Source organism: Micromonospora taraxaci (assembly GCF_007830095.1).
Taxonomy (GTDB): domain Bacteria; phylum Actinomycetota; class Actinomycetes; order Mycobacteriales; family Micromonosporaceae; genus Micromonospora; species Micromonospora taraxaci.
Genome location: NZ_VIWZ01000001.1, coordinates 2,920,885 through 2,942,650, shown reverse-complemented (window position 1 = coordinate 2,942,650; position 21,766 = coordinate 2,920,885). Strand labels below are relative to the sequence as shown.

Genomic DNA, 21,766 nt, shown 5'->3' with positions numbered 1-21,766 from the left:
GTGGTCTCCTGAACTCAGGCCGTCGCCGCAACGGCGTAGCGGCTGGCCGGTCGGGGCAGGCCGAGCCTGTCGCGCAGGGTTCCGCCGGAATATCCGGCGCGGAACAGGCCCCTGTCGCGCAGTGCGGGCACCACAGCCCGGGTGATCGCGGTGAGGTCGTCGGGGAGCACGGCGGGCCGCAGCCGGAAACCGTCCACCCCGGCCCGGTGCCACTCGGCGAGCAGGTCGGCCAGGTCTTGCGGGATGCCGGCGACGATGGCCGCGTCCGACGTGAACTCCTCGCCGTGCAGCTCGTCCAGGCGGGCTCTGCGGTGCTCGGCGAGCGTCGACGTCTCGTCCAGCACCACGACCAGGTCGGCGAGGACGCGCAGCGGCGGGTGCACTCGGCCGACGGTCTCCTCGGCTGCCCGCACCTCGGCCACGATCGCGGCGGCGTGCCCGGCGTCGGTCGGGGTGACGAAGACGACGTCGGCGTGCCGGGCGGCGAACGCGTACGGCACCGACGAGTGGGCCAGGGCGGCGACGACCGGCTGCCCCTGCGGCGACCGGGGCACGATGGAGGGGCCCTTGACGGAGAACCAGCGGCCGGTGAAGTCGGTGTAGTGCAGCCGATCCCGGTCGACGAAGCGGCCGCTGGGCACGTCCCGGATCACGGCGTCGTCCTGCCAGCTGTCCCAGAGCCGACGGACCACCTCCACCGCGTCGCCGGCCTCGGCGATGAGGTCGCCGACGAGTCGTACGGTCTCCGGTTCGTCGAGCCGGGCCGTGTCCAGTGCCGGGATGTCGCGGCGGCCGAAGTGCCCGGCCTCGGCTCTGCGTGCCGAGATGCGGGGCCGCCACCCGGCCCGTCCGCCGCTGACGTGGTCGAGCGTGGCGATCGCCATGGCGAGGTGGAACGGCTCGGTGTGGGTGGTGCTGGTGCTCGGGATCAGGCCGATGTGCCGGGTCAGCGGGGCGATCCGCGCCGCGATCTGCGCCGCGTCGAGGCGTCCCCGGACCTCGTCGATGCGGCCGTCGGGACCGTCCGGCCGGGACGACTGAAGGTCGAGGCTGTCCTCGATGGTGAGCAGGTCCAGTGCGGCGTTCTCGGCCTCGCCGGCGAGGACGTTCCAGTAGCGGGCTGTCAGGGGCGCGCCCGCGTCGGCGGGCGAGAGCCGCCAGGCGGCCGGGTGCCAGCCGAGGCCGTCCAGGGCCACGGCCAGGTGCAGGCTCTTCTCGGTCATCGGTGTTCCTCCAACGGTCGACCGGCGGTGACGAGGGTGGGCAGCGCGTCCAGGAGGGACCGTGTGTAGTCGTGCCGGGGGTAGGTGAAGACGTCGCCGACCGGGCCCTGCTCGACCACCGCGCCGTCGTGCATGACCAGCACCCGGTCGCTGAGGTGGTGCACCACACCCAGGTCGTGGGAGATGAAGAGCAGGGCGGTGCCGTCGGTGGCACGCAGGTCGGCGAGCAGGTCGAGGACCTGGGCCTGCACGGAGACGTCGAGGGCGGAGACCGGTTCGTCGCAGACGATCACTGTGGGCCGGGGGGCGATCGCGCGGGCGATGGCGACCCGCTGCCGCTGCCCGCCGGAGAGCTGCCGGGGATGCCTGTCGACCAGGTCCGCGCCGAGACCGACCCGACGCAGCAGGTCGACGACGTGATCCCGGCGGTCCGCGCGACCGACGTCGGCGTCGAGGTTCTCCGCGACGACCCGTCCGACGGTGTAGCGGGGGTCGAAGGAGCTCAGCGGGTCCTGGGAGATCAGCTGCAACCTGCGCCGCAATGGGCGGCGGGCCCGCTCCGGCACGTCCCTCCACGGTTGTGCCTCGAAGGTGACGGTGCCCGCGTCGGCGTCGAGCAGACCGGCGACGATCCGGGCCACTGTGCTCTTGCCGGAGCCGGACTCCCCCACCAGGCCGAGCGTCTCGCCCCGCGCGACGGTGAAGGAGACGTCCCGGACGACCGTGTGCTCGCCGTACCTCTTGGTCAGGCCGGCCGCGTCGAGCACCGTGTCGTCGGCGCGGACCTCGGGCCGGGCCGGCAGCGTGGTCCGTGCGTCCCCGGCCCGCGCCGCAGCGGCGAGCCGGCGGCCCCGCGAGGTCGCGGAGGGCACCGCGGCCAGCAGCTGCCGGGTGTACGGGTGCGACGGTGCTCGCAGCAGACGATCGGTGGGCCCCTGCTCGACGACCTGACCGTCCCGCATCACCAGGACCCGGTCGGCGACCTGGGCGACCACCGCCAGGTCGTGGCTGATCAACAACAGGCCGATCCCGTCGGCCTGCCGTTCGGCGAGCAGCCGCAGGATCTGCGCCTGCACTGTGACGTCCAGCGCGGTGGTCGGCTCGTCGGCGATGAGCAGCGCCGGCTCCCCGGCGATCGCGGAGGCGATCAACGCTCGTTGCCGCAACCCACCGGAGAGTTGGTGGGGGTACTGCCGGGCGCGGCGTTCCGGCTCCGGCAGGTGCACCTGGTCGAGCAGGTGGATGGTCCGGCCGGCCCGTTCCCGGCGTCCGACGATCCCGTGGGCGCTGAGCACCTCGCCGACCTCGGCGCCCACCGTCCGCAGCGGGTCGAGGGAGACCAACGCGTCCTGGAGGACCAGCCCGGCGAGCCGACCCCGGACCCGCCGCCAGTCCCGGGGCCGGTGACCACGTACGTCGTGACCGGCCAGGTCGAGCCGGGTGGCACGGACCCGCGAACCCGGACCGGCGAGACCGACCAGGGTACGAGCCGTCACGCTCTTGCCGGAGCCGGACTCTCCGACGATGGCCACGCACTCGCCGCGCTCGACGGTAAAGCTGATCCCGCGCACCGCCTCCACCCGGCCGGTCGGGGTGTCGAATGCGACGTGCAGATCCTCGACAGCGACCAGCGGGGCCGTCACCGCCTCCTCCCGTCGAAACGGGCCTGCCAGTGTCGGCCGACGACGGTCAGCGACACCACTGTGGCGGTGACCGCCAGACCGGGCAGGATGGTGATCCACCACGCCACCTGGAGATAGTTGCGCCCCTCGGAGAGCATCGCGCCCCACTCCGGCGATGGTGGCTGCGGACCCATGCCGAGGAAGCTGAGCCCGGCGGCGGCAAGGATCGCCTCACCGAGCCCGATCACGGCGAGCACCGGCACCGGTCCGACCACGTTGGGGAGCACGTGTCGCAGCACCAGCCGGGGCCGGGACTGGCCGAAGGTGACGGCCTGTTCGACGTAGTTGGCGCGGCGGACGAGCAACGTCTGACCACGGACCACCCGGGCGTGGTGCGGCAGGGTGGCGATGCCGATGGCGACGATCAGGCTGGCGGTGCCGGGGCCGGCGATGGCGATGAACAGCAGGGCCAGCAGCAACATGGGGAACGCCGACAGCGCGTCGAACGTGCGGCTCAGCGCCTCGTCGGCGACCCGGTGGGTGAGGCCGGCGAGCAGGCCGAGCAGCACGCCGCCGGCCACCGCGATCCCGGTGGCCGCGACACCGATGGTGAGCGAGTGTCCGGCGCCGTGCACGACCCGGGTCAGGACGTCGCGGCCGAGGTGGTCGGTGCCGAACCAGTGCGTCACGCTCGGCGGCGAGAGCACCGCGAGCGGGTCGGCAGCGAGCGGATCGGCGGGGGCCAGCACCGCCGGCCAGGCCGCGGCGACGACGAGCAGGATGAGGTACGCCCCGGCGACGAGCAGGCCGGGTCGCGGAAGAGACCGCAGGCGTACGCCGGGCCGGGACGGGACGGCGCGGGTGAGCACGGGGGCGTCGGTGGACGCGGGGCCGAGGGTGACGGTCATCGGGTCAGCTCCTTCGCAAACGCGGGTCGACCAGCAGGTACGCCAGGTCGGCAGTGGTGTTGACCACGACATAGCCGGCAGCGGAGAGGGTGACCACTGCCAGCACCACCGGCATGTCCCGGGTGGTGACCGCGCTGAGGGTGACCTGGCCGAGGCCGGGCCGGCCGAAGACCTGTTCGACGATGACGGTGCCGCCGACCACGATGCCGAAGACCCAGCCGGCCAGACTGACTGCCGGCAGGAAGGCGTGCCGAAAGGCGTGGCGAACCAACACCGTTCGTTCCCGTACGCCTCGGGAGCGGGCGGTGAGCACGAACGGCTCGTCGAGGGCTCTGTCGATGCCGTCGCGCAGCACCTGGGCGAGCAGCCCGGCGATGGGCAGCGCGAGGGTGACGGCGGGGAGCACCAACGCGGCGGTTCCCTGATCACCCGAGACCGGGAAGAACCCGAACCGGAACGACAGCACACTGAGCAGCAGGAGCCCGATCAGGAACGACGGGGTGGATACCAACAGCAGTTCGCTGCCGGAGCTGACCCGGCGCAGCCACGGTCGCCGGTCGCCGGCGGTGGCCACCGCGATGAGCAGGGCGAGCAGCACCCCGAGCCCGGCGGCGGCGACGGCGAGCGTGAGGCTGGGCGCGAGTTGTTCGCCGATCACCTCGGTGACGGGGCGTTGCAGCAGGTACGAGCGACCCAGGTCGCCGGCTCCCAGCCGCCCCAGGTAGTCGAGGTACTGCACGATGGCCGGCCGGTCCAGCCCCCACTCGGCGATGATTTCGGCACGGATCTGCGGGGTGTCGGCACCGTCGGCGACGATGTTGTCCACGGTGTCGCCGGGCGCGGCCAGCAGCGCCAGGTAGGCGGCGGTCGCCGCGACCCAGAGGACGACCAGGCCGGCACCGAGCCGGCGGGCCACCGCGCGCAGCGCTGTCACTTGCCGATCCACAGGTCGTACGCGCTGGCGGGCACCCCGGCGGTGGGCTCGAAGCGCACCCCTCCGACGCCGACGCTGGCCGCGATCTGGTCGGCCGGCGCGTACAGCGGCAGGAGTAGGGCTTGTTCGGCGACGACCTGTTGTTGCAGGTCGGCGTAGATGCCGGCACGCTTCGTCGGGTCCGCGGCGGCCTGACCGGCCTCCAGGAGTCGGTCGATCCGCGGATCGTTGACCTGGGTGCGGTTGATGCCGCCCTTGGAGTGCAGGAGCAGGTTCAGTGCGGCGCCGGCGTCGGTGTCGGCGCGCGAGTTGTCGAAGACCTCGTACTCGTTGCGCTGGAACGCGTCGGTTGCGGTGCCCTGGTCGACGAGCGAGACCTTCAGGTCGATGCCGGCGCTCTGCTTGACGGCCGCCTGCACGGCCTGGGCAAGGACGTCGCGACGGTCACGGACGAAGGGGGCGGACTGCACCAGTCGTACGGTGAGCCGTCTGCCGTCCTTCGTCCGGAAGCCGTCGGCGTCGCGGGCCGCCCAGCCGGCCTGGTCAAGCAGGGTGTTCGCCTTTGCGGTGTCGCCGCCGTAGCCGCCTTCGAGGCTCTTGTCGTAAAGCGGGCTGGACGGGCTGATCACGCTCCAGGCGCGGGTGGCGGTGTCGCGGTAGACGGACCGCAGGACGGTGTCGACGTCGACGGCCTCCCGGAACGCCTGTCGGACCCGCAGGTCGTCGAAGGGCGGGTGGGAGGTATTGAAGTAGTACGAGTAGGCCGAGCCGGAGTTCAACTCGCGGGCCAGGCGTAGTGTCCGGTTCCCGGTGACCAGCGGTTGGTCGGTGGCGGGCACGCCCTCGACGAGCTGCACCTGGCCCGAGGTGAGCGCGCCGACGCGCACCGCCGACTCCTTGAGGAACCGGTAGGTGATCCCGTCCAGGTAGGCCGGGCCGGTGTGCGTCGCGGTGGGCGGCGCCCAGTCGTAGCTGGCATTGCGCCGGTAGTGCAACTCCTGCCCGGGGACGTAACGGTCCAGCACGAACGGTCCGGTGCCGGCGACGTCGACACCGCCGGCTTTGAGGTTCTTCGCCTCGCGCAGCGACTTCGGCGAGATCTGCGCGCCCTGCGGGGAGGCGAGGAAGTCGAGGATGAGCACATCCGGCGCGGTGAGGACGAGCCGTACGGTGCGCGGGTCGATGGCCTCGACGGTCTTGAGGTTGCGCAACTGCACGGCGGCGACGGCCGGGGCGTACCCGGGCTCACGAAGTTTGTCGATGTTGGCCTTGACGGCCGCCGCGTCGAGGGGCGTGCCGTCGGAGAAGGTGACCCCGTCCCGCACCGTCAGCGTGTAGGACAAGCCGTCGGGTGCGGCCTGCCAGCCCGTCGCCAACCAGGGCGCCAGCTTGCCCTGCTTGTCGTAGGTGAGCAGGGACTCGAAGGTGTTCCAGACCAGCAGGCGGGCCTTCGCCTGGGCGTACTGGTGCGGGTTGAGGGTGATCGGCTCGGTCTCCACGGCCCAGGTGAGGGTGCCGCCGGAGCGCGGCTGCCCGGCCGTCTCGGCGGTGAGGGCGGTGCCGGTGGAGCAGCCGGCGACGGCGGCGAGCAGAGGAGCGAGTGCGGCGCCGGCGATTGTGCGCAGACGGTGCGCGGGCATGGTGGGATCTCCTGTCCAGGCAGGCGGAAGCGGGTGTGCCGACGCCCGGCGCTACGCGTGGGCGTGGGCCGGTGTCGGTGACGATGCTGTGGCGGCGCAGCGGTGCGCCCCACCTCGGCGGGCCGGTGCGGCGGGCCGGGTTACGGGCGAGGGTGCCGGGTCAGGCCAGACAGGAACTCGACCACACCCGACCGAAGTCGATGTGGCCGCGGATCGTCAGCCGCAGCTCGCTGGACATGCGTCGAGTCCACAGTCAGGGCGTCGGTGGTGTCAACGAATCCGTCGGGGGATGTCGGCTATCGCACGTGCGGACGTCGATTCGTTGACGGATACCCTACTAAGGCTATAGGGTTTACAGAGATTTTGCCTGACCGGCGGAGCAGCGGGACGGACCGCACTCAGTCCAGGTCGAGCAGGATCTTTCCCGCGACACGACGGTGCGCCAACGCGTCGACCGCCTCCGCCAGCCGCTGCCACGAGCCGCGCCAACCGATCGGCGACCGCAGCGCTCCACGCGCTACGAGATCCACCAGGAGCGCAAGGTCAGGCCCCGGCGCGCTGGCGTCACCGAAGGACCGCAGCGTCCGTGCCACACCCGGAGCGAAGGTCGAGTTCACCGGGAAGACCGCCGGCTCGCCGGACGCCCAGCCGATGCTATGCAGCACCCCACCCGGGGCCAGCAAGCCCCAGGCGGCCACCAGTTGGGCGCCACCGACGGTCTCCAGCACCACATCGACCGGACCGACGCCGTCCAGGCCGACCACCACCTCGTCCGCGCCGAGTTCCGTCAAGCCGGCACCCCGAGCCACGGAGCCGACCACCGCGACTACGTACGCGCCGCCGTGCCGGGCGAGCTGGACGGCGACCCGTCCCACTCCCCCGGACGCGCCGGTGACCAGCACCCGACGGCCCAGCAGCGAACCCGACGCACGCAGTGTGCGCAGGGCGGTGATGCCGACCATGGGCAGTGCGGCCACCTCGGCCAGGTCGACGGCGGCGGGCACCACCGTCACGCTGTCCACGTCGAACACCGCCAGGCGGGCCCAGGCGCCGGGCCCGAAGGCGACCACCCGCTCACCCTCGCGGGGGCCGGAGCCGTCCTCGGCACCCCGCACCACATGACCTGCGGCGTCGTACCCGAGCACGGACCCGGCCGGGAAGAGGCCCAGGTGCCGGATCTCGCCGGTGTTGACGGCAGCGTGTCGGACGTCCACGAGCACCTGCCGCGGGCCCGGCGTGGGGTCGGGCACCTCTGTCAGCCGGAAACCCTCGCCGGTGCCCGGGGCAGCGACGATCGCGCGCATGGCGCCCTCCTCATCGTGGACTCAGCGTGCGATCGCGCCGGTCAGGCGGCGGGTCGGCGAACCGCCCCGTGCTGGTCGCCGGCCAGCCCGGCGTAGCGTCCCCGGTGGTAGAGCAGCGGCGACCCGACGTCGGCATGCCGGAGCATCTCCGGCTCGGCCAGCACCACGGCATGGTCGCCGACGGTCACCCGGTCGACCACCCGGCAGAGCAGCCAGGCCAGGGTGTCGTCGAGGATCGGCACCCCCTCAGGGCCGGTCCGCCATCGGGTCGGGCCGGCGAACCGGTCGATTCCGCTGGTCGCGAAGGTACGGGCCAGCTCCTGCTGATGGTGGGCGAGCAGATGCACAGCCACGTGCCGTGCCCGGGCGACCGCCGGCCAGCTCGACGAACCGAGGTTCAGACAGAACGAGACGATCGGCGGTGCCAGCGACACCGAGGTGAACGAGGTGGCGGTGAAGCCGACAGCCGGTGTGCCGGGCGCGGTGACCACGGTGACGGTGCTGGCCTGGTGGCGCAGTAACGTCCGCAGCGCGTCGCTGTCTGCGTCGACCGGCGCGTTGGTGGACTGGGTCATGACGATCCTCCCGATGGGCTGGTCCGCAGGGGTCATGCTCGGTCGGCCGGGTCGTCCGCCAGCCGTTCGTACGGGATCTTCTCGCCGGCCTCGACGGCGATCGGCAGTCGGTTCTCCGCCGGCGGCAGTGGGCAGGTCGCGAAGTCGGTGTATGCGCAGGGCAGGTTGGTGGCCCGGTTGAAGTCGAGCGTCACCCGACCCTGCTCGTCCGGTGGGCCGACGCTCAGGGACCGGTTGGCGGCGTACGTGGTGACGCCGGAGGTGGCGTCGGTGAACAGCACCGACAGGCTTCCAGGCGTGACACCGTTGAACGCGGTCAGGCGCAGCGGCACCCCGTCGACCGCGAACTCGATCTGGCCGGGTGCGTCGTAGACGTGTGTCAGCCCCTCCACCGCCGCGCCGACCGTGGTCGATCGCGGGCTGTCGAACGCGACGTACCGTCCGGTGACGACCCATCCCAGCTGCGGTGGATAGGTGGGGGTGCCCCGGTAGTCGACGCGCAGCGGGTGGTCCGGGCGTCTGGGCCGGAGGATGTCGTGGCCACCTCGGCGGGCAACCTCCAGCACCCCGCCGTCGAAGCCCACTGTGACGCCGGCCCGCTCGGCGATCGAGCCGAACTCGTGCCGGCCCCGGACCTGCCGGCCGTCGACAACCAGCTCCTCGTCGCCGAGACTCACCACGGGCCCGCCGTCACCGGTGTGCCACTCCCCCGGAACGCCGGGAATCCGCTGCGGTGCCGGGGTCAGCCAGTGCAGGCCGGTGACGGCGAGGAAGCCGTGTGGGTCGGCCCGCGCCTCCTCGTGGCGCCGGTGCCACTGTTGCCACGTTTCGTCGAACTCGCGCCGCGAGTCGGCGGCGGTGGACGATGGGGCGTCGATACTCATGACAGGTCCTCCTCGGCGGGGTGCACCTGGGCCGGGTGCGGGAAGCCGGTCGCGCGCCGACGGGAGAACGGCTGCGAGAGACCGGCAGGCGTGGGCTGGTCAGCCCGTTCAGACCGGGGTGGGCGCGCCGGGACAGAGCTGCGCGGCCACCCGCATCAGGTCGATGACCCGGCGGGAGGTGAACAACCGAACGGACGGCATGGCGACGATTTTCCTACCAACTAAGTAGGATTTCAAGCCCCCAGGCCGGGTGGAGCGTCGACGGGCCTTCCACCTGGCGTCGACAGTGGACACCGTCGGAGTACGATCCCGCTCACACCTCAGTGGTGACCTCCAGCTCTCGACCCCTCGATAGGAGCCTGGCATGGCCGGTCCGGACCCCGAACTCGCCGCGAAGCTTCAGCCCGACGTGCCGCACGCGGCGCGTATCTGGAACTACTGGATGGGCGGGAAGGACAACTTCCAGTCCGACCGGGCGGCCGGCGACGCCGTGGCCGAGGTCTACCCGGAGATCGTCGTCATGGCGCAGCAGTCCCGCGTGTTCCTGGTGCGGGCCGTGCGTCACCTCGCCGCCGAGGCGGGCATCCGGCAGTTCCTGGACATCGGCACCGGCCTGCCCACCATGCAGAACACCCATGCCGTCGCCCAATCCATCGCGCCGGACTCCCGGATCGTCTACGTCGACAACGACCCGATGGTGCTGGTGCACGCGCGGGCGCTGCTGGCCAACACGACCACCGAGGGGGTCACCACCTACGTGCCCGCCGACTACCACGACCCGGAGAAGATCCTCGCCGAGGCGGCGCAGACGCTCGACTTCGACCAGCCCATCGCTGTGATGTTCATGGGCGTACTGGGCTACGAGCCCAACCTCGACGTGGTGCGCTCGATCGTCGAGCGGACCATGGCCGCGATGCCCTCCGGCAGCTACCTCGTGCTCTGGGACGGCACCGACACCAGCCCCGAGGTGGTCTCCGGAGCCGAGCGGCTGGCGCAGAGCGGCGGCGTCCCGTACATCCTGCGCAGCCCGGAGGACCTCGACACCTGCTTCACCGGGCTGACCAAGGTCGAGCCGGGCCTGGTGCCCATCCCGCTCTGGCGGCCGGAGGAGCCCGATGCCACCGGCATCGACGCCTACGGCGCCGTGGCCCGCAAGCCCTGACCGACGCGACGTCCGCCCCGCCTCCGCCGTGACAGCGGGAGCGGGGCGGACGTCGTTCAGCGGGCGCAGCTCACCGTCAACCCGTCGGGCACCGAACTGGTCGCCGCGAGCAGACCGAACGTCGTCACACCGTCCAGTGCCAGCGTTCCGTTGTAGGCGGCGTTGCGGACCGTGACGTCCACGCCGACGGTCTCGGCCACGCCACCCCACACCGACTGCACGCGCTCGTCACCGGACCACCGCCAGGACACCCGCCACCGGTCCAGTGGCTCGCTCCCGGTGTTGCGGACCGTGACCGTGGCGACGAAGCCGCTGCCCCAGCGGGCATCGATCGTTGCCGTCGCGCGGCAGGAGGCCAGCGGCGCGGTCCGCGCCGACGCGATCACGTACGGGTCCCGCCGGCCCTCGACGTCGGTGAACCGGTACCAGTACTCCGTGTCGGGTGTCAGCCGGTCGATCGTGACAGTGCCGTTGCGCTCCGGCCCGGAGACGGCCACGGCCACCGGCGACCGCCACTGCTGGGCGTCCTCGCGGTTGGCGAAGAGGCTGACGGTCATCGGCGGGTCGTAGCCGCAGGGCGGGCGGAAGAAGATCGAGTAGGAGATGGTCACGCTCGTGGCGGTGACGCCGGCGACGTTGGCGGTGATCGGCAACGCGGGCGGGCACGCGATCGTCGGCGTGGGCCCCGGTGACGTCGTGGTCAAGGGTGTGGCCCCTGTGGCCTCCGTAGCCCCGGTGGCCCCTGTGGCGGCGTTCGCCCCACCCAGGACGGCGAGCGCCGCGGTCGTGGCGGCGAGGAACATGCGAAGCATCGGTACCTCCGGTGGTTACCGGGCACCGATGACCGAGGTGGTAGCCGGTGCCGCGCTCGGGTTACCGGTCGCCGACGAGGACTGCCCGGCACGGGTGACCTGACCACCGCGTGCGTCCCGTGGACCGGAGAAGGTGTGGTGCGCGCTGGCTCCCGAGCACGACCGAACCACAGCATGGCAGTCGACAAACATCGATGCAAGCGCGTGCCCGGCCCCGGAAAAGGGCCGTCCGCAGTCCGGTCGGACATCGTCCGCCTCCTCTTCGCCGGACGGACACACGCCGGGCGCCCACACCGACAATGATTCATAGTTGTCTATCACCTCGGACGTGGGAGCACACCATGCTCGACAGAATCAACAGGACCCGGCGACCCCGGACGATGAGGACGCTGATCGCGGCGGCCGCCACCGCGGTGCTGACCGCCTCTCTCCTCGCCGCGCCGACACCGGCCGCAGCCGCCGTCAGCCGTGCCGAACTCGCCCTCCGCTGGGCACCCATCCACTACCAGGACGTCGACGCCACCGGGAGTCACGCGCTGAGTGGTCAGTCGGACTACATCAGCACCGTCGACTTCGACGGTGACCTCAACGGCCGCAACAACTGGGACCGGGCCGGCCAGGCGGGCACCTCACTCGCCGCCCACGCCTACTACTCGGTCGTGGAGACGAGCACCCACTGGTACATCACGTACTTCTTCTTCCACCCCCGCGACTGGACCGACCACCCGTTCTTCGAGACCGAGCACGAGAACGACGGAGAGGGCACCCTGTTCGCCATCGAGCGCGACGGCTCCCCGTACGGCGTCCTCCGCTCGGCCGTCACCGTCGCGCACAGCGACTTCTTCTCGTACACGCCAGCCGGCAGCACCTGGACCAGTGGCCGGGAGAGCATCGACGGCACACTGCAGTTCCAGGCGTCACCGCACGATGCGTTTCAGCACCCGGTGACGGCACAGGAGGCTCAGGGCCATGGCCTGAAGGCCTACCCGCAGTACGCCATCAACGGCGACGGGCTGGTCTACTACCCGTCGACAGTCGCCGAGACGCCGAGCAGCAGCAACGACCGCGACGTCCGGTATCAGCTGATCGACATCTTCGCCGTCGGTGGGCTGTGGGCGCAGCGGTCCAACCCGAGCCTGTTCGCCAGCCTCGGCACGTTCGCTGGCGACACGTCCGGCGACTGCGGCGTCGGGACCTGGAGTTGTTCGACCAACTCGGCGAACGCGCCCTGGGGCTGGGACGACGGCAACGACGTCCCCGCGCGCGGGGAGATCGCCAGCGACCCGGCGAAACTGTCGGCCGAGTACTTCACGGTGCCGGCGGGCCTGGCACGCACCTACACCTACAACCCGTACGCCACGGCGGCGGCGGCACTCGCCGAGGCGGCGAGGACGGCACCCCCGACCATCGACTGACGCCTCCGCCTCCCCGGTGGCGGGTATTCCGCACCCGTCACCGGGGCGACGAGGCCACCCGCACCCGGTCGCTCTCGTCGTCGGACAGGAACAACGCGAGGGCGCGCCCCTGCTCCTCCACGGCGGCGCGGTCGGCGCGGCTGAGGTTGGTCAGTGGGTTGACGGTCACGGTGCCCGCCTCGACGGTCCAGGTCGCGGCGACCCGGCCGTCGACCAGCACCACGCGTTCGCCGGCCACCGAGAGGAGACGGTGCGCGTCGTCGATGATCCTGCTGCGGTCGTCGTAGCCGAGGATCGCGTTGTCGAAGGCCGGCAGGAACCGCACCGGGGCGGGTGTCTCCGGGTCGGGGCGCGGCGCGTCGGGCAGGTCGATCAGTTTCCGACCGCGCTCGTCGCGGAAGGTCACCAGCTCGTCGCGCATCTCGGCGACGGCGGCCGGCAGACCGGCGAGGCCGCACCAGGCGCGCAGGTCGGCGGTGGCAGCAGGCCCGAACGCGGTCAGATAGCGGCGGACGAGCACCGTGCCGACGGGATCCGAGCCCTCCCGGGTCGACGGGTCGACCTCCCGGCCCAGCCACGCGGAGAGCAGGACGTGCCGTACGCCCCCCTTCGCACGCCACACGCCGCGCGGTGGCAGCTGGATCAACGGAAGGAGCGCGACGGCCATCTCGCCCAGCGCCCGTGGACCCGCGGACGGCCAGCGCTCGGCGAGCGCCCGCCCGATCTCCGGCATCGAGCGCGGCTCACCGTCGGCCAGCACCTTCCGGGCTGCCACGGCCAGTTCGTCGAGGTCGACGCCGTTCAACTCGCCGCGGTAGACGCCGAGCACCCGTTGGCGCAACATGGCGTCGTGACGGGACCGCCAGGCCACGGCGTCGTCGGCGACGACCAGGTGGACGGTGCGACGCATCAGGTGGGTGCGCACCACGTGTCGCTCGGTCAGCAGGTGCGAGAGCACCGCCGGGTCGAAGGCACGCAGCCGCGACCAGAGCCCGACGAACGGCTCCTGCGGCTCCTGCGCCTGAAGACCGCCGAGGTGCGCGACGGCGTCGGGGACCGGTATCTCGGCGCGATCGAGGAGCAACTGCCGGGCAAGCGTCGCGCGGTTGAGCGCCCGCGAATCGAGAACGGTCACGTTCTCATTCTCCGTCGCCGGGCGACAGTTTCCGTCGAGGCGGTCCGGAACGACAGGTGCCGGATACGGAGTCGCCCCGACCGGTGGGCACCGGGCGGGGCGACTCCGTACGGGTACGACAGGTCAGTGCCGGCCCACGAAGATCCCGATACCGTTGGCGACCGCGCGCGCCGTACCGTCGGACGGGTTGTTGCGGGCGGTTGCCCGGCCTGCGGTCGACGTGAACCGCCCGGGGGCGACTTGATCAACTGCCGGAGCCGGCGCCTGGGTGCCAAAAAGTTTTGTGCACTTCCTACAACTGAGCGACTGTTGGTTCGGTGGTTGCGCCATAGCGCTGGCCGCCGCCAGCCGGAAAGGTGATCACTGCTGGGAGCCGTCGTCTCGCGGCACGCAGTTCAAGGTCTAGCTAAGGGGTCAGTCGGGTGTTCAACCGTGTCGCCATCGTCAACCGTGGTGAAGCCGCCATGCGGCTCATCCACGCGGTCCGCGAGTTGGCCGCGGAGACCGGCATCCCGCTCGAAACCGTCGCGCTCTACACCGACGTCGACCGGACCGCCACCTTCGTCCGCGAAGCGGACATCGCCTACGATCTCGGTCCGGCGTCCGCCCGCCCGTACCTCAATCTCCAGGTGCTGGAACGCGCCCTGACCGAGACCGGGGCGGACGCCGCCTGGGTCGGCTGGGGTTTCGTCGCCGAGGATCCCGCGTTCGCCGAACTGTGCGAGAAGATCGGCGTCACGTTCGTCGGGCCGAGCGCGGACGCCATGCGCCAACTCGGTGACAAGATCGGCTCCAAGCTGATCGCCGAGGAGGTCGGCGTTCCGGTCGCTCCGTGGAGCCGGGGTGCCGTCGAGACCCTGGCCGCCGCCCGGACGGCGGCAGCCGAGATCGGCTACCCGCTGATGCTCAAGGCGACAGCGGGCGGCGGCGGGCGCGGCATCCGGGTCATCCGGAGCGAAGCCGAGCTGGACGACGCCTACGAGCGGACCAGCCAGGAGGCGGCGCGGGCGTTCGGCAGCGGCATCGTGTTCCTGGAACGCCTGGTCACCGGGGCCCGGCACGTCGAGGTCCAGGTGATCGCCGACGGGCAGGGCACCGCCTGGGCGCTCGGCGTCCGCGACTGCTCGGTGCAGCGGCGCAACCAGAAGGTCATCGAGGAGTCGGCATCGCCGGTGCTCGACGCGGCGCAGGCCGCCGAGCTCAAGACGTCGGCCGAGCGGCTGGCCGTGGCGGTCGGCTACCGCGGCGCGGCGACCGTGGAGTTCCTGTACCACCCCGGGGACCGGCTGTTCGCGTTCCTGGAGGTCAACACCCGCCTCCAGGTCGAGCACCCGATCACCGAGTTGACCACCGGGTTCGACCTGGTCAAGGCACAACTGCACGTCGCCTCCGGCGGGCGGCTCGAAGGCACGCCGCCGGTGGAGCGCGGACACGCCATCGAAGCCCGGCTCAACGCCGAGGATCCCGACCGTGACTTCGCGCCGTCCCCGGGGCGGATCGCGCGGCTCGACCTGCCCAGCGGCCCCGGCATCCGGGTGGACACCGGCGTCAGCGAGGGCGACACCATCCCCGCCGACTTCGACTCGATGATCGCGAAGATCATCGCCTACGGCCGCGACCGTGACGAGGCGCTCGGCAGGCTGCGGCGGGCCATGGCGAACACCACGGTGATCATCGAGGGCGGCGCGACGAACAAGAGCTTCGTGCTCGACCTGCTCGACCAGCCCGAGGTGATCGACGCCAGCGCGGACACCGGCTGGATCGACCGCGTCCGCGGCGAGGGCCGACTCGTCACCCACCGTCACAGCGCGGTCGCCCTGGCCGCCGCCGCCATCGAGGCGTACGAGGAGGAGGAGCGCGTCGAGCGGCAGCGACTGCTGTCGACGGCTGCCGGCGGACGCCCGCAGGTGCAGCACTCCAGCGGCCGACCGCTCGACCTCAAGCTGCGCGGCGTCGGCTACCGCACCCGGGTGGCGCGGGTCGGCCCACACCGGTTCCGCGTCGGTATCGAGGCGGGCACCGTCGTCCGCACCGCCGACGTCGAGCTGGACCGGTTCGACCGGCACACCGGCCAGATCGTCGTCAACGGCATCCGCTACCGCCTGCTCACCGGCACGTACGGGCCTACCCACCTGGTCGAGGTGGACGGTGTGACGCACCGCGTGAGCCGCGACGAGGGTGGCGTCCTGCGCTCCCCGATGCCGGCGCTCGTCGTCGCCACGCCACTGGAGATCGGCGCGGAGGTCGAGGCGGGCGCGCCAGTGCTGGTGCTGGAAGCGATGAAGATGGAGACGGTGCTGCGGGCGCCGTTCAAGGCCCGCCTCAAGGAGTGCGCCGTCTCGGTGGGCAGCCAGGTGGAGGCGGGTGCGCCGCTGCTGCGCCTGGAGCCACTGATGGACGACGCCGAGGAGGCCACCGACGGCCCGACCGGCGAGACCGTCGAACTGGACCTGCCGACCGCCGCCGAGGACGTCCCGACGGACGAGCGCGTCCGGCGCGGTCAGGAGGACCTGCGGGGGCTGCTGCTCGGCTTCGACGTCGACCCGCACGACGACCGTCGGGTGCTCGACGGTTACCTCACCGCGCGGCGACAGGCCACCGAAGCGAGCCAGCGGTCCGGCGCCGGTCGTCGGCCGCTCGCCGCCGAACTCGACCTCATCGAGGTGTTCGCCGACCTCGCCGAGTTGAGCCGTAACCGGCCGACCGGTGAGGACGGCGGCGGCGCCCACGTGCACAGCGCCCGGGAGTACTTCCACACGTACCTGCAGAGCCTCGACGTCGAGCGGGCCGGTCTGCCGGACGCCTTCCAGACCAGGCTCGCCAAGGCGCTCGGCCGGTACGGCGTCACCGATCTGGAGCGCTCCCCCGCGCTCGAAGCGGCCGTGTTCCGGATCTTCCTGGCCCAGCAGCGCGCATCCGCCGAGGCCACTGTCGTCGCGACAGTGCTGCGCGCCTGGCTGCGGGAGACCCCGCCGGACGAGTCGTTGCGGGAGCCCGCCGGTCTCGCGCTGGAGCGGCTGATCGCCGCGACGCAGGTGCGTTTCCCCGTGGTCGCCGACCTCGCCCGTGGCGTGGTGTTCGCCTGGTTCGCCCAGCCACTGCTGCGACGCAACCGGGCCCGGGTGTACGCCGAGGTCCGTGGTCACCTGCGGCACCTGGACGCGCAGCCGGACGCCGCGGACCGCGCCGAGCGCATCGCCGAGATGGTACGCAGCACCGAGCCCCTGGTCCGGCTGCTCGGGCAGCGGCTCGTGCGCGACCACCTCGACAACGCGGTGATGCTGGAGGTGCTGACCCGGCGGTACTACGGCAACAAGGCGCTCACCAGCGTGCGTAGCCAGGCCGTCGCGGGCTGCACGTTCGTGGTCGCCGAGCGGGCCGATTCGAGCGTGGTCTCCGCCGCGGTGAGCTTCGACGCGCTGGGCAGCGCGTTGCGTGGGCTGGCCGAGCTGGCCGGTGACGAGGAGTCCGTCGACGCCGACATCTACCTCGGTTGGGAGAACCAGCCGGAGGACTTCGACGCGATGGCGGCGGCGCTGGCCGAGGTGATCGCCGCGCATCCGCTGCCGCCTCAGGTCCGCCGGGTCACCACCACCGTCGCGGGTCGCGGCGGAGCGGTGATGCACCACCACTTCACCTTCCGCCCCTCCGACACCGGGCTGACCGAGGACCGGCTGATCCGCGGCCTGCACCCGTACATCGCGCAGCGGATGCAGTTGGAGCGGCTGCACAAGTTCGACCTGACCCGCCTGCCGTCGTCGGACGAGGAGGTCTACCTCTTCCAGTGCGTGGCGCGGGAGAACCGGGCCGACGAGCGTCTCGTCGCGTTCGCGCAGGTGCGTGACCTGACCGAGCTTCGCGAGCAGGACGGCCGTCTGGTCGCGCTGCCGACCACCGAGGACGCGATCGCCGCCTGCCTCGACTCGATCCGCCGCGCCCAGTCGCTGCGGCCGTCGAAGACGCGCTTCAACACGAACCGCATCGTGGTCTACGTGTGGCCGCCGAGCGAGCTGACCCGCGAGGAGATGGAGATGATCGCCGGGCGCGTGCGCCCGACGACCGCCGGCGCGGGGCTGGAGGAGATCCTGTTCATCGCGCGGCAGCGCGACCGCCGGACCGGCGAACTGACCAAGATCGCCGTACGGATCTCGTTCGACGCCGCGGGCGGCGCGGAGCTGGCCGTCGGTGAACCGCCGGTCGAGCCGATCGAGCCGCTCGACGAGTACCGGCTCAAGGTGCTGCGCGCGAGCAGCCGCAACACCGTGTACCCGTACGAGCTGACCGGCCGGCTCGGTGACTTCGTCGAGCACGATCTCGACGACGACCACGTGCTGGTGCCGGTGGACCGGCCGAAGGGGCGCAACAGGGCGGCGATCGTCGCGGGGGTGGTCACGACGCCGACCGAGCGGCACCCGCAGGGTGTCACCCGGGTAGTGCTGCTCGGTGACCCGACGAAGTCGCTGGGCGCGCTGTCGGAGCCGGAGTGCCGGCGAGTGATCGCCGCCCTGGACCTGGCCGAGCGGATGCAGGTGCCGTTGGAGTGGTGGGCGCTGTCCGCCGGCGCTCGGATCTCGATGACCTCGGGCACCGAGAACATGGACTGGGTGGCCGCCGCGCTCAAGCGGATCGTCGAGTTCACCCAGGCCGGCGGTGAGATCAACATCGTGGTGGCCGGCATCAACGTCGGGGCGCAGCCGTACTGGAACGCCGAGGCGACGATGCTCATGCACACCAAGGGCATCCTGGTGATGACCCCGGACTCCGCGATGGTGCTCACCGGCAAGCAGTCGCTCGACTTCTCCGGTGGTGTGTCCGCCGAGGACAACTTCGGCATCGGTGGCTACGACCGCGTGATGGGTCCGAACGGGCAGGCGCAGTACTGGGCGCCGAACCTCACGGCCGCCCGGGACGTGGTGATGGCGCACTACGACCACGCGTACGTCGCCCCCGGCGAGGACGCTCCCCGGCGGGCGGTCACCTCCGACCCGACCGAGCGCGACATCTCCGACTTCCCGCACGACGTGGCGGGCAGCGCCTTCCGCACCGTCGGGGAGATCTTCTCCGTCGAGGCGAACCCGGACCGCAAGAAGCCGTTCGACATCCGTACGGTGATGCGGGCCCTCTCCGACCAGGACCACCCGGTCCTGGAGCGGTGGGCGGGCATGGCGGACGCGGACACCGCTGTCGTGCAGGACGTCCACCTCGGTGGCATTCCGGTCTGCCTGCTCGGCATCGAGTCCCGGTCGGTGCCCCGGCACGGTTTCCCGCCCACCGACGGCCCGGACACCTACACGGCGGGCACGCTGTTCCCCCGCTCGTCGAAGAAGGCGGCGCGGGCGATCAACGCGGCCAGCGGCAACCGACCGCTCGTCGTCCTGGCGAACCTGTCCGGCTTCGACGGCTCACCGGAGTCGATGCGCAAGCTGCAACTGGAGTACGGCGCCGAGATCGGTCGGGCGATCGTCAACTTCGACGGGCCGATCGTCTTCTGCGTGATCTCGCGCTACCACGGCGGTGCGTTCGTGGTGTTCTCGAAGGCGCTGAACCCGAACATGACGGTGCTCGCGTTGGAGGGCTCGTTCGCCTCGGTGCTCGGCGGCGCACCCGCCGCCGCTGTGGTGTTCTCCGCCGACGTCAACGCCCGGACGGCGGCCGACCCGCGCGTGCGGGACCTGGAGGCCAGCGTGGCGGCCGCCAGCGGCACCGAACGCGCCGCCCTGACCGCGGAACTCGACGAGCTGCGCTCGTCGGTGCGGGCGGAGAAGCTCGGCGAGGTCGCCGCGGAGTTCGACCGGGTGCACAACATCCACCGCGCGGTCGAGGTCGGCTCGGTGGACGCTGTCGTCCGCGCCGCCGAACTGCGTCCTCGCATCATCGAGGCCATCGAGGCCCGCCTGGGCTAGTTGCCCGCGTACGACGTCAGCACCACCGGTCGACGACCGGTGGTGCTGACGTGTGGAAGGGTGAGGCGCGTGGCGGTCTAGCTGAGCGCCGCGTTCAGCGCGACGGCGATGACGAACCAGACGACGACCGTGCCGATGCCGACTCCGACCATGGCGAGCGCCTTGACGGCAGGTGTCATCCGGGTGTGGGCAACTGTCAGGTTTCCCCAGACGCCCAACGCCCCGACCAGCGCGCCCACAATACCGCCGACGGTGAACAGCAGGATCGGCAGCAGAACCAGGATGCGCAGGAAGATCGGCATGGAGGGCCCGGTCCGGTGCTGCACACCGTTGATCTCCACCGTCGGGTAGGGGTCGGCGAGAACGGTGCGAACCGTTGCCTGGACGACACCACCGTCCACCGTCGGCAACGCGTAACGTCTGCCCGTCCTGGGGGCCGGCACTCCGCCGACGGTCACGGCAGGGTGGCCAAAGAGTGCCTTGGTGGCGATGACGATCGGGCCAGCTACGCCGGCGACGTTGAGAGGTTCGGTGTTCACCGGCGTGATCTTAGGAACCGCTGCCCGCCTCGTCCATCCCCTTGATCATGCGGGTCGGCCCCCACGCCAGGTGGCGCGGCCCAGCAGTCGGTGGAGGACGCGGGCGTCAGTTCCACCGGTCCTGGTTGAGGAAGCGGGCAAAGCCTCGCCACGAGTTCGGCCCCATCACCCCGTCGATCGGGCCGGTGTAACCCCACCCCGAGGCGAGGCGCTGGACCGCCGCCCAGGTGTTCGCTCCCGGCACGCCGTCGATCGGACCGGTGTAGCCGTAGCCGCGCATGGCCAGTTGCAACGCGGCATAGGTCCGCACCCCGGGAGCGCCGTCGATCGGGCCGGCGTAGCCGGAGGTGATCCGCAGCCAGTTCTGCATGCGTTTGTAGAAGATGGTGCCGGGGACGCCGTCCTGCTCGGTGGATGTCTTCGGCAGACCGCCGCCACCCGGGTTCTGGTTGACGTAGGTCAGCGGGTTGATGCGTACGCCGCTGGGGTTGATCATGTGCCAGTGCACGTGGGGGCCCGTCGAGCTGCCGGAACCGGGGGCGCCAGCCGCACCACCCGAGCGGCCCACGATCGCGCCGGCGCCGACGGCGGTGCCGTTGGCCAGCAGGAACTGCGACAGGTGCAGGTACTGGCTGCGGTAACCGTCCGCGTGCTGGATCGTCACCGTGTGGCCGCCCGTACCGTTGTTCGGGATGTTCTGGATCGTGCCGGCACCGCAGGCCGGCAGGTCCGTCCCGACGCCCATCGCGAAGTCGATGCCGCCCAACGAGCCGCGGTTGAGGTGCTCCTGCCAGCTTCCGGTGATCGGGTAGCCGGCGAACGGGTTGTAGATGGCGGGAGCGGCACGAGCGGTCCCCGGCAGACCGATGACACCGCCGACGGCGAGGGCCCCGCCAGCCGACACGGTTCCGCGCAACAGCCTGCGGCGGCTCAACCCCGTCCGCGGCTGCTTCCCGTCGTCGCCGCAGCAGGCAGGCAGAGGGTCGTGTCTCACCATCAGTCTCCGTACGGTCGCAGATGACCATGGACCATCGAGGGTAGCCACTGAAGTGACTTCGCTCAATGTCAGGAACGCCGCACGGTGCCTGTGGAATCCGCCCTCAGCCGGTTCGCCGGTCGTGGCCCGGGGCGCTGTCGAGCTGCCAGGCCGTAGCGAGATCCTCGCGTGCCCGGGCCACCCGGGACCGGATCGTGCCGACCGGGCACTGGCAGATCTCCGCCGCCTCGGCGTACGACAGGCCGAGCACCTGGGTGGCCACGAACGCCTCGCGGCGATCTCGGGCCAGGCCGGCGATCAGCTGGTGCAGCGTCACGCTCTCGTCGGCGCCGGCGGTGATCGCCCCGGCGGCCTCGGCCGCCGCCTGCCAGTCCGGCACGGACGCCAGCCTCGGCCGGACCACCGCCGTGCGTACATGGTCGACGGCGACCCGCCGGGCGATCGTGAACACCCACGTGCGGGCTGACGAGCGGCCGGCGAAGCCGGGCAGGTTGCGGAATGCCCGCAGGAACGTCTCCTGGGTCAGGTCGTCGGCCTCACCCGGCCCGGCGAGATGCGACAGGAACCGCCAGACCTGGTCCTGGAGGGCCCGGATGAACGCCGTGGCGGCCTGCTGGTCGCCCTGGCCCGCATCCTGCGCCCACCGGGTGACCTGGGCGTCGTCAACGCCGCCGGTCCGCACAGACCACCGTCCTGTGTGCCACGGGCGCTCC

17 protein-coding genes are annotated in these 21,766 nt (G+C 71.7%); 4 read left to right on the top strand and 13 right to left on the bottom strand.

The annotated features are described in order from the left end of the window. Positions 1–14 precede the first annotated feature (14 nt). The 8 genes from FHU34_RS13635 to FHU34_RS13600 form a co-directional block, all read right to left on the bottom strand. A complete protein-coding gene (locus FHU34_RS13635; protein ID WP_145780384.1) occupies positions 15–1,223 on the bottom strand; it encodes an LLM class flavin-dependent oxidoreductase in 1,209 nt (402 codons plus the stop codon). After that, positions 1,220–2,866 (bottom strand): dipeptide ABC transporter ATP-binding protein, encoded by a 1,647-nt coding sequence (locus FHU34_RS13630; protein ID WP_145780381.1) that lies wholly within the window; start codon positions 2,864–2,866, stop codon positions 1,220–1,222. The genes FHU34_RS13635 and FHU34_RS13630 overlap by 4 nt, the downstream gene beginning before the upstream one ends. Further along, the gene (locus tag FHU34_RS13625) at positions 2,863–3,753 is read right to left on the bottom strand and encodes an ABC transporter permease (protein ID WP_145780379.1); all 891 of its coding nucleotides are present in this window, start codon (positions 3,751–3,753) and stop codon (positions 2,863–2,865) included. Before FHU34_RS13625 ends, FHU34_RS13630 begins: the two co-directional genes overlap by 4 nt. A 4-nt stretch (positions 3,754–3,757) precedes the next feature. Continuing rightward, complete coding sequence (locus tag FHU34_RS13620) at positions 3,758–4,687, bottom strand: ABC transporter permease (protein WP_244311662.1); 930 nt, start codon at positions 4,685–4,687, stop codon at positions 3,758–3,760. Continuing rightward, the gene (locus FHU34_RS13615; protein ID WP_145780377.1) at positions 4,684–6,327 is read right to left on the bottom strand and encodes an ABC transporter substrate-binding protein; all 1,644 of its coding nucleotides are present in this window, start codon (positions 6,325–6,327) and stop codon (positions 4,684–4,686) included. The genes FHU34_RS13620 and FHU34_RS13615 overlap by 4 nt, the downstream gene beginning before the upstream one ends. Before the next feature lie 398 nt (positions 6,328–6,725). Then, entirely contained in the window at positions 6,726–7,631 is a 906-nt protein-coding gene (locus tag FHU34_RS13610; RefSeq protein ID WP_145780375.1) for a zinc-binding dehydrogenase, read from the bottom strand. Between the two features lie 41 nt (positions 7,632–7,672). Then, positions 7,673–8,206 carry a flavin reductase family protein gene (locus FHU34_RS13605; RefSeq protein ID WP_145780373.1) on the bottom strand — a complete coding sequence of 178 codons (534 nt, stop codon included), beginning with the start codon at positions 8,204–8,206 and terminating at the stop codon, positions 7,673–7,675. 32 nt (positions 8,207–8,238) lie between these two features. After that, positions 8,239–9,090 (bottom strand): DUF1684 domain-containing protein, encoded by an 852-nt coding sequence (locus FHU34_RS13600; RefSeq protein ID WP_145780371.1) that lies wholly within the window; start codon positions 9,088–9,090, stop codon positions 8,239–8,241. Between the two features lie 364 nt (positions 9,091–9,454). Between FHU34_RS13600 and FHU34_RS13595 the strand changes: the two genes are divergently transcribed. Then, a complete protein-coding gene (locus tag FHU34_RS13595; protein WP_145780369.1) occupies positions 9,455–10,252 on the top strand; it encodes an SAM-dependent methyltransferase in 798 nt (265 codons plus the stop codon). A 56-nt stretch (positions 10,253–10,308) separates the two neighbouring features. Here FHU34_RS13595 and FHU34_RS13590 read toward each other — a convergent pair whose 3' ends face one another. Then, positions 10,309–10,863: a cellulose binding domain-containing protein gene (locus FHU34_RS13590; RefSeq protein WP_244311661.1), complete on the bottom strand. Its 555-nt coding sequence runs from the start codon at positions 10,861–10,863 to the stop codon at positions 10,309–10,311. On the opposite strand from FHU34_RS13590, the gene FHU34_RS33650 reads away from it, so the two are divergent. Together FHU34_RS33650 and FHU34_RS13585 are read left to right on the top strand one after the other, a co-directional pair. Continuing rightward, positions 10,856–11,167: a hypothetical protein gene (locus FHU34_RS33650; RefSeq protein WP_244311660.1), complete on the top strand. Its 312-nt coding sequence runs from the start codon at positions 10,856–10,858 to the stop codon at positions 11,165–11,167. The genes FHU34_RS13590 and FHU34_RS33650 overlap by 8 nt on opposite strands. Before the next feature lie 238 nt (positions 11,168–11,405). After that, positions 11,406–12,479, top strand: a complete 1,074-nt coding sequence (locus FHU34_RS13585; RefSeq protein ID WP_145780365.1) for a hypothetical protein — start codon at positions 11,406–11,408, stop codon at positions 12,477–12,479. A gap of 37 nt (positions 12,480–12,516) precedes the next feature. Here FHU34_RS13585 and FHU34_RS13580 read toward each other — a convergent pair whose 3' ends face one another. After that, positions 12,517–13,614, bottom strand: coding sequence for a winged helix DNA-binding domain-containing protein (locus tag FHU34_RS13580; RefSeq protein ID WP_145780363.1), 1,098 nt, complete (start codon positions 13,612–13,614; stop codon positions 12,517–12,519). Positions 13,615–14,036: 422 nt separating this feature from the next. Here FHU34_RS13580 and FHU34_RS13570 point away from each other — a divergent pair, with 422 nt between their 5' ends. Continuing rightward, entirely contained in the window at positions 14,037–19,517 is a 5,481-nt protein-coding gene (locus FHU34_RS13570; RefSeq protein WP_145780358.1) for an ATP-binding protein, read from the top strand. A gap of 77 nt (positions 19,518–19,594) precedes the next feature. Here the strand turns inward: FHU34_RS13570 and FHU34_RS13565 are convergent, their stop codons facing one another. The 3 genes from FHU34_RS13565 to FHU34_RS13555 all read right to left on the bottom strand — a co-directional run bounded on the left by FHU34_RS13565 (position 19,595) and on the right by FHU34_RS13555 (position 21,735). Continuing rightward, the gene (locus FHU34_RS13565; protein ID WP_145780356.1) at positions 19,595–20,056 is read right to left on the bottom strand and encodes a hypothetical protein; all 462 of its coding nucleotides are present in this window, start codon (positions 20,054–20,056) and stop codon (positions 19,595–19,597) included. A 106-nt stretch (positions 20,057–20,162) separates the two neighbouring features. Next, positions 20,163–21,050 (bottom strand): M23 family metallopeptidase, encoded by an 888-nt coding sequence (locus tag FHU34_RS13560; RefSeq protein WP_208744990.1) that lies wholly within the window; start codon positions 21,048–21,050, stop codon positions 20,163–20,165. A 106-nt stretch (positions 21,051–21,156) separates the two neighbouring features. Continuing rightward, positions 21,157–21,735: a sigma-70 family RNA polymerase sigma factor gene (locus FHU34_RS13555; RefSeq protein ID WP_244311659.1), complete on the bottom strand. Its 579-nt coding sequence runs from the start codon at positions 21,733–21,735 to the stop codon at positions 21,157–21,159. Positions 21,736–21,766: the final 31 nt, after the last annotated feature.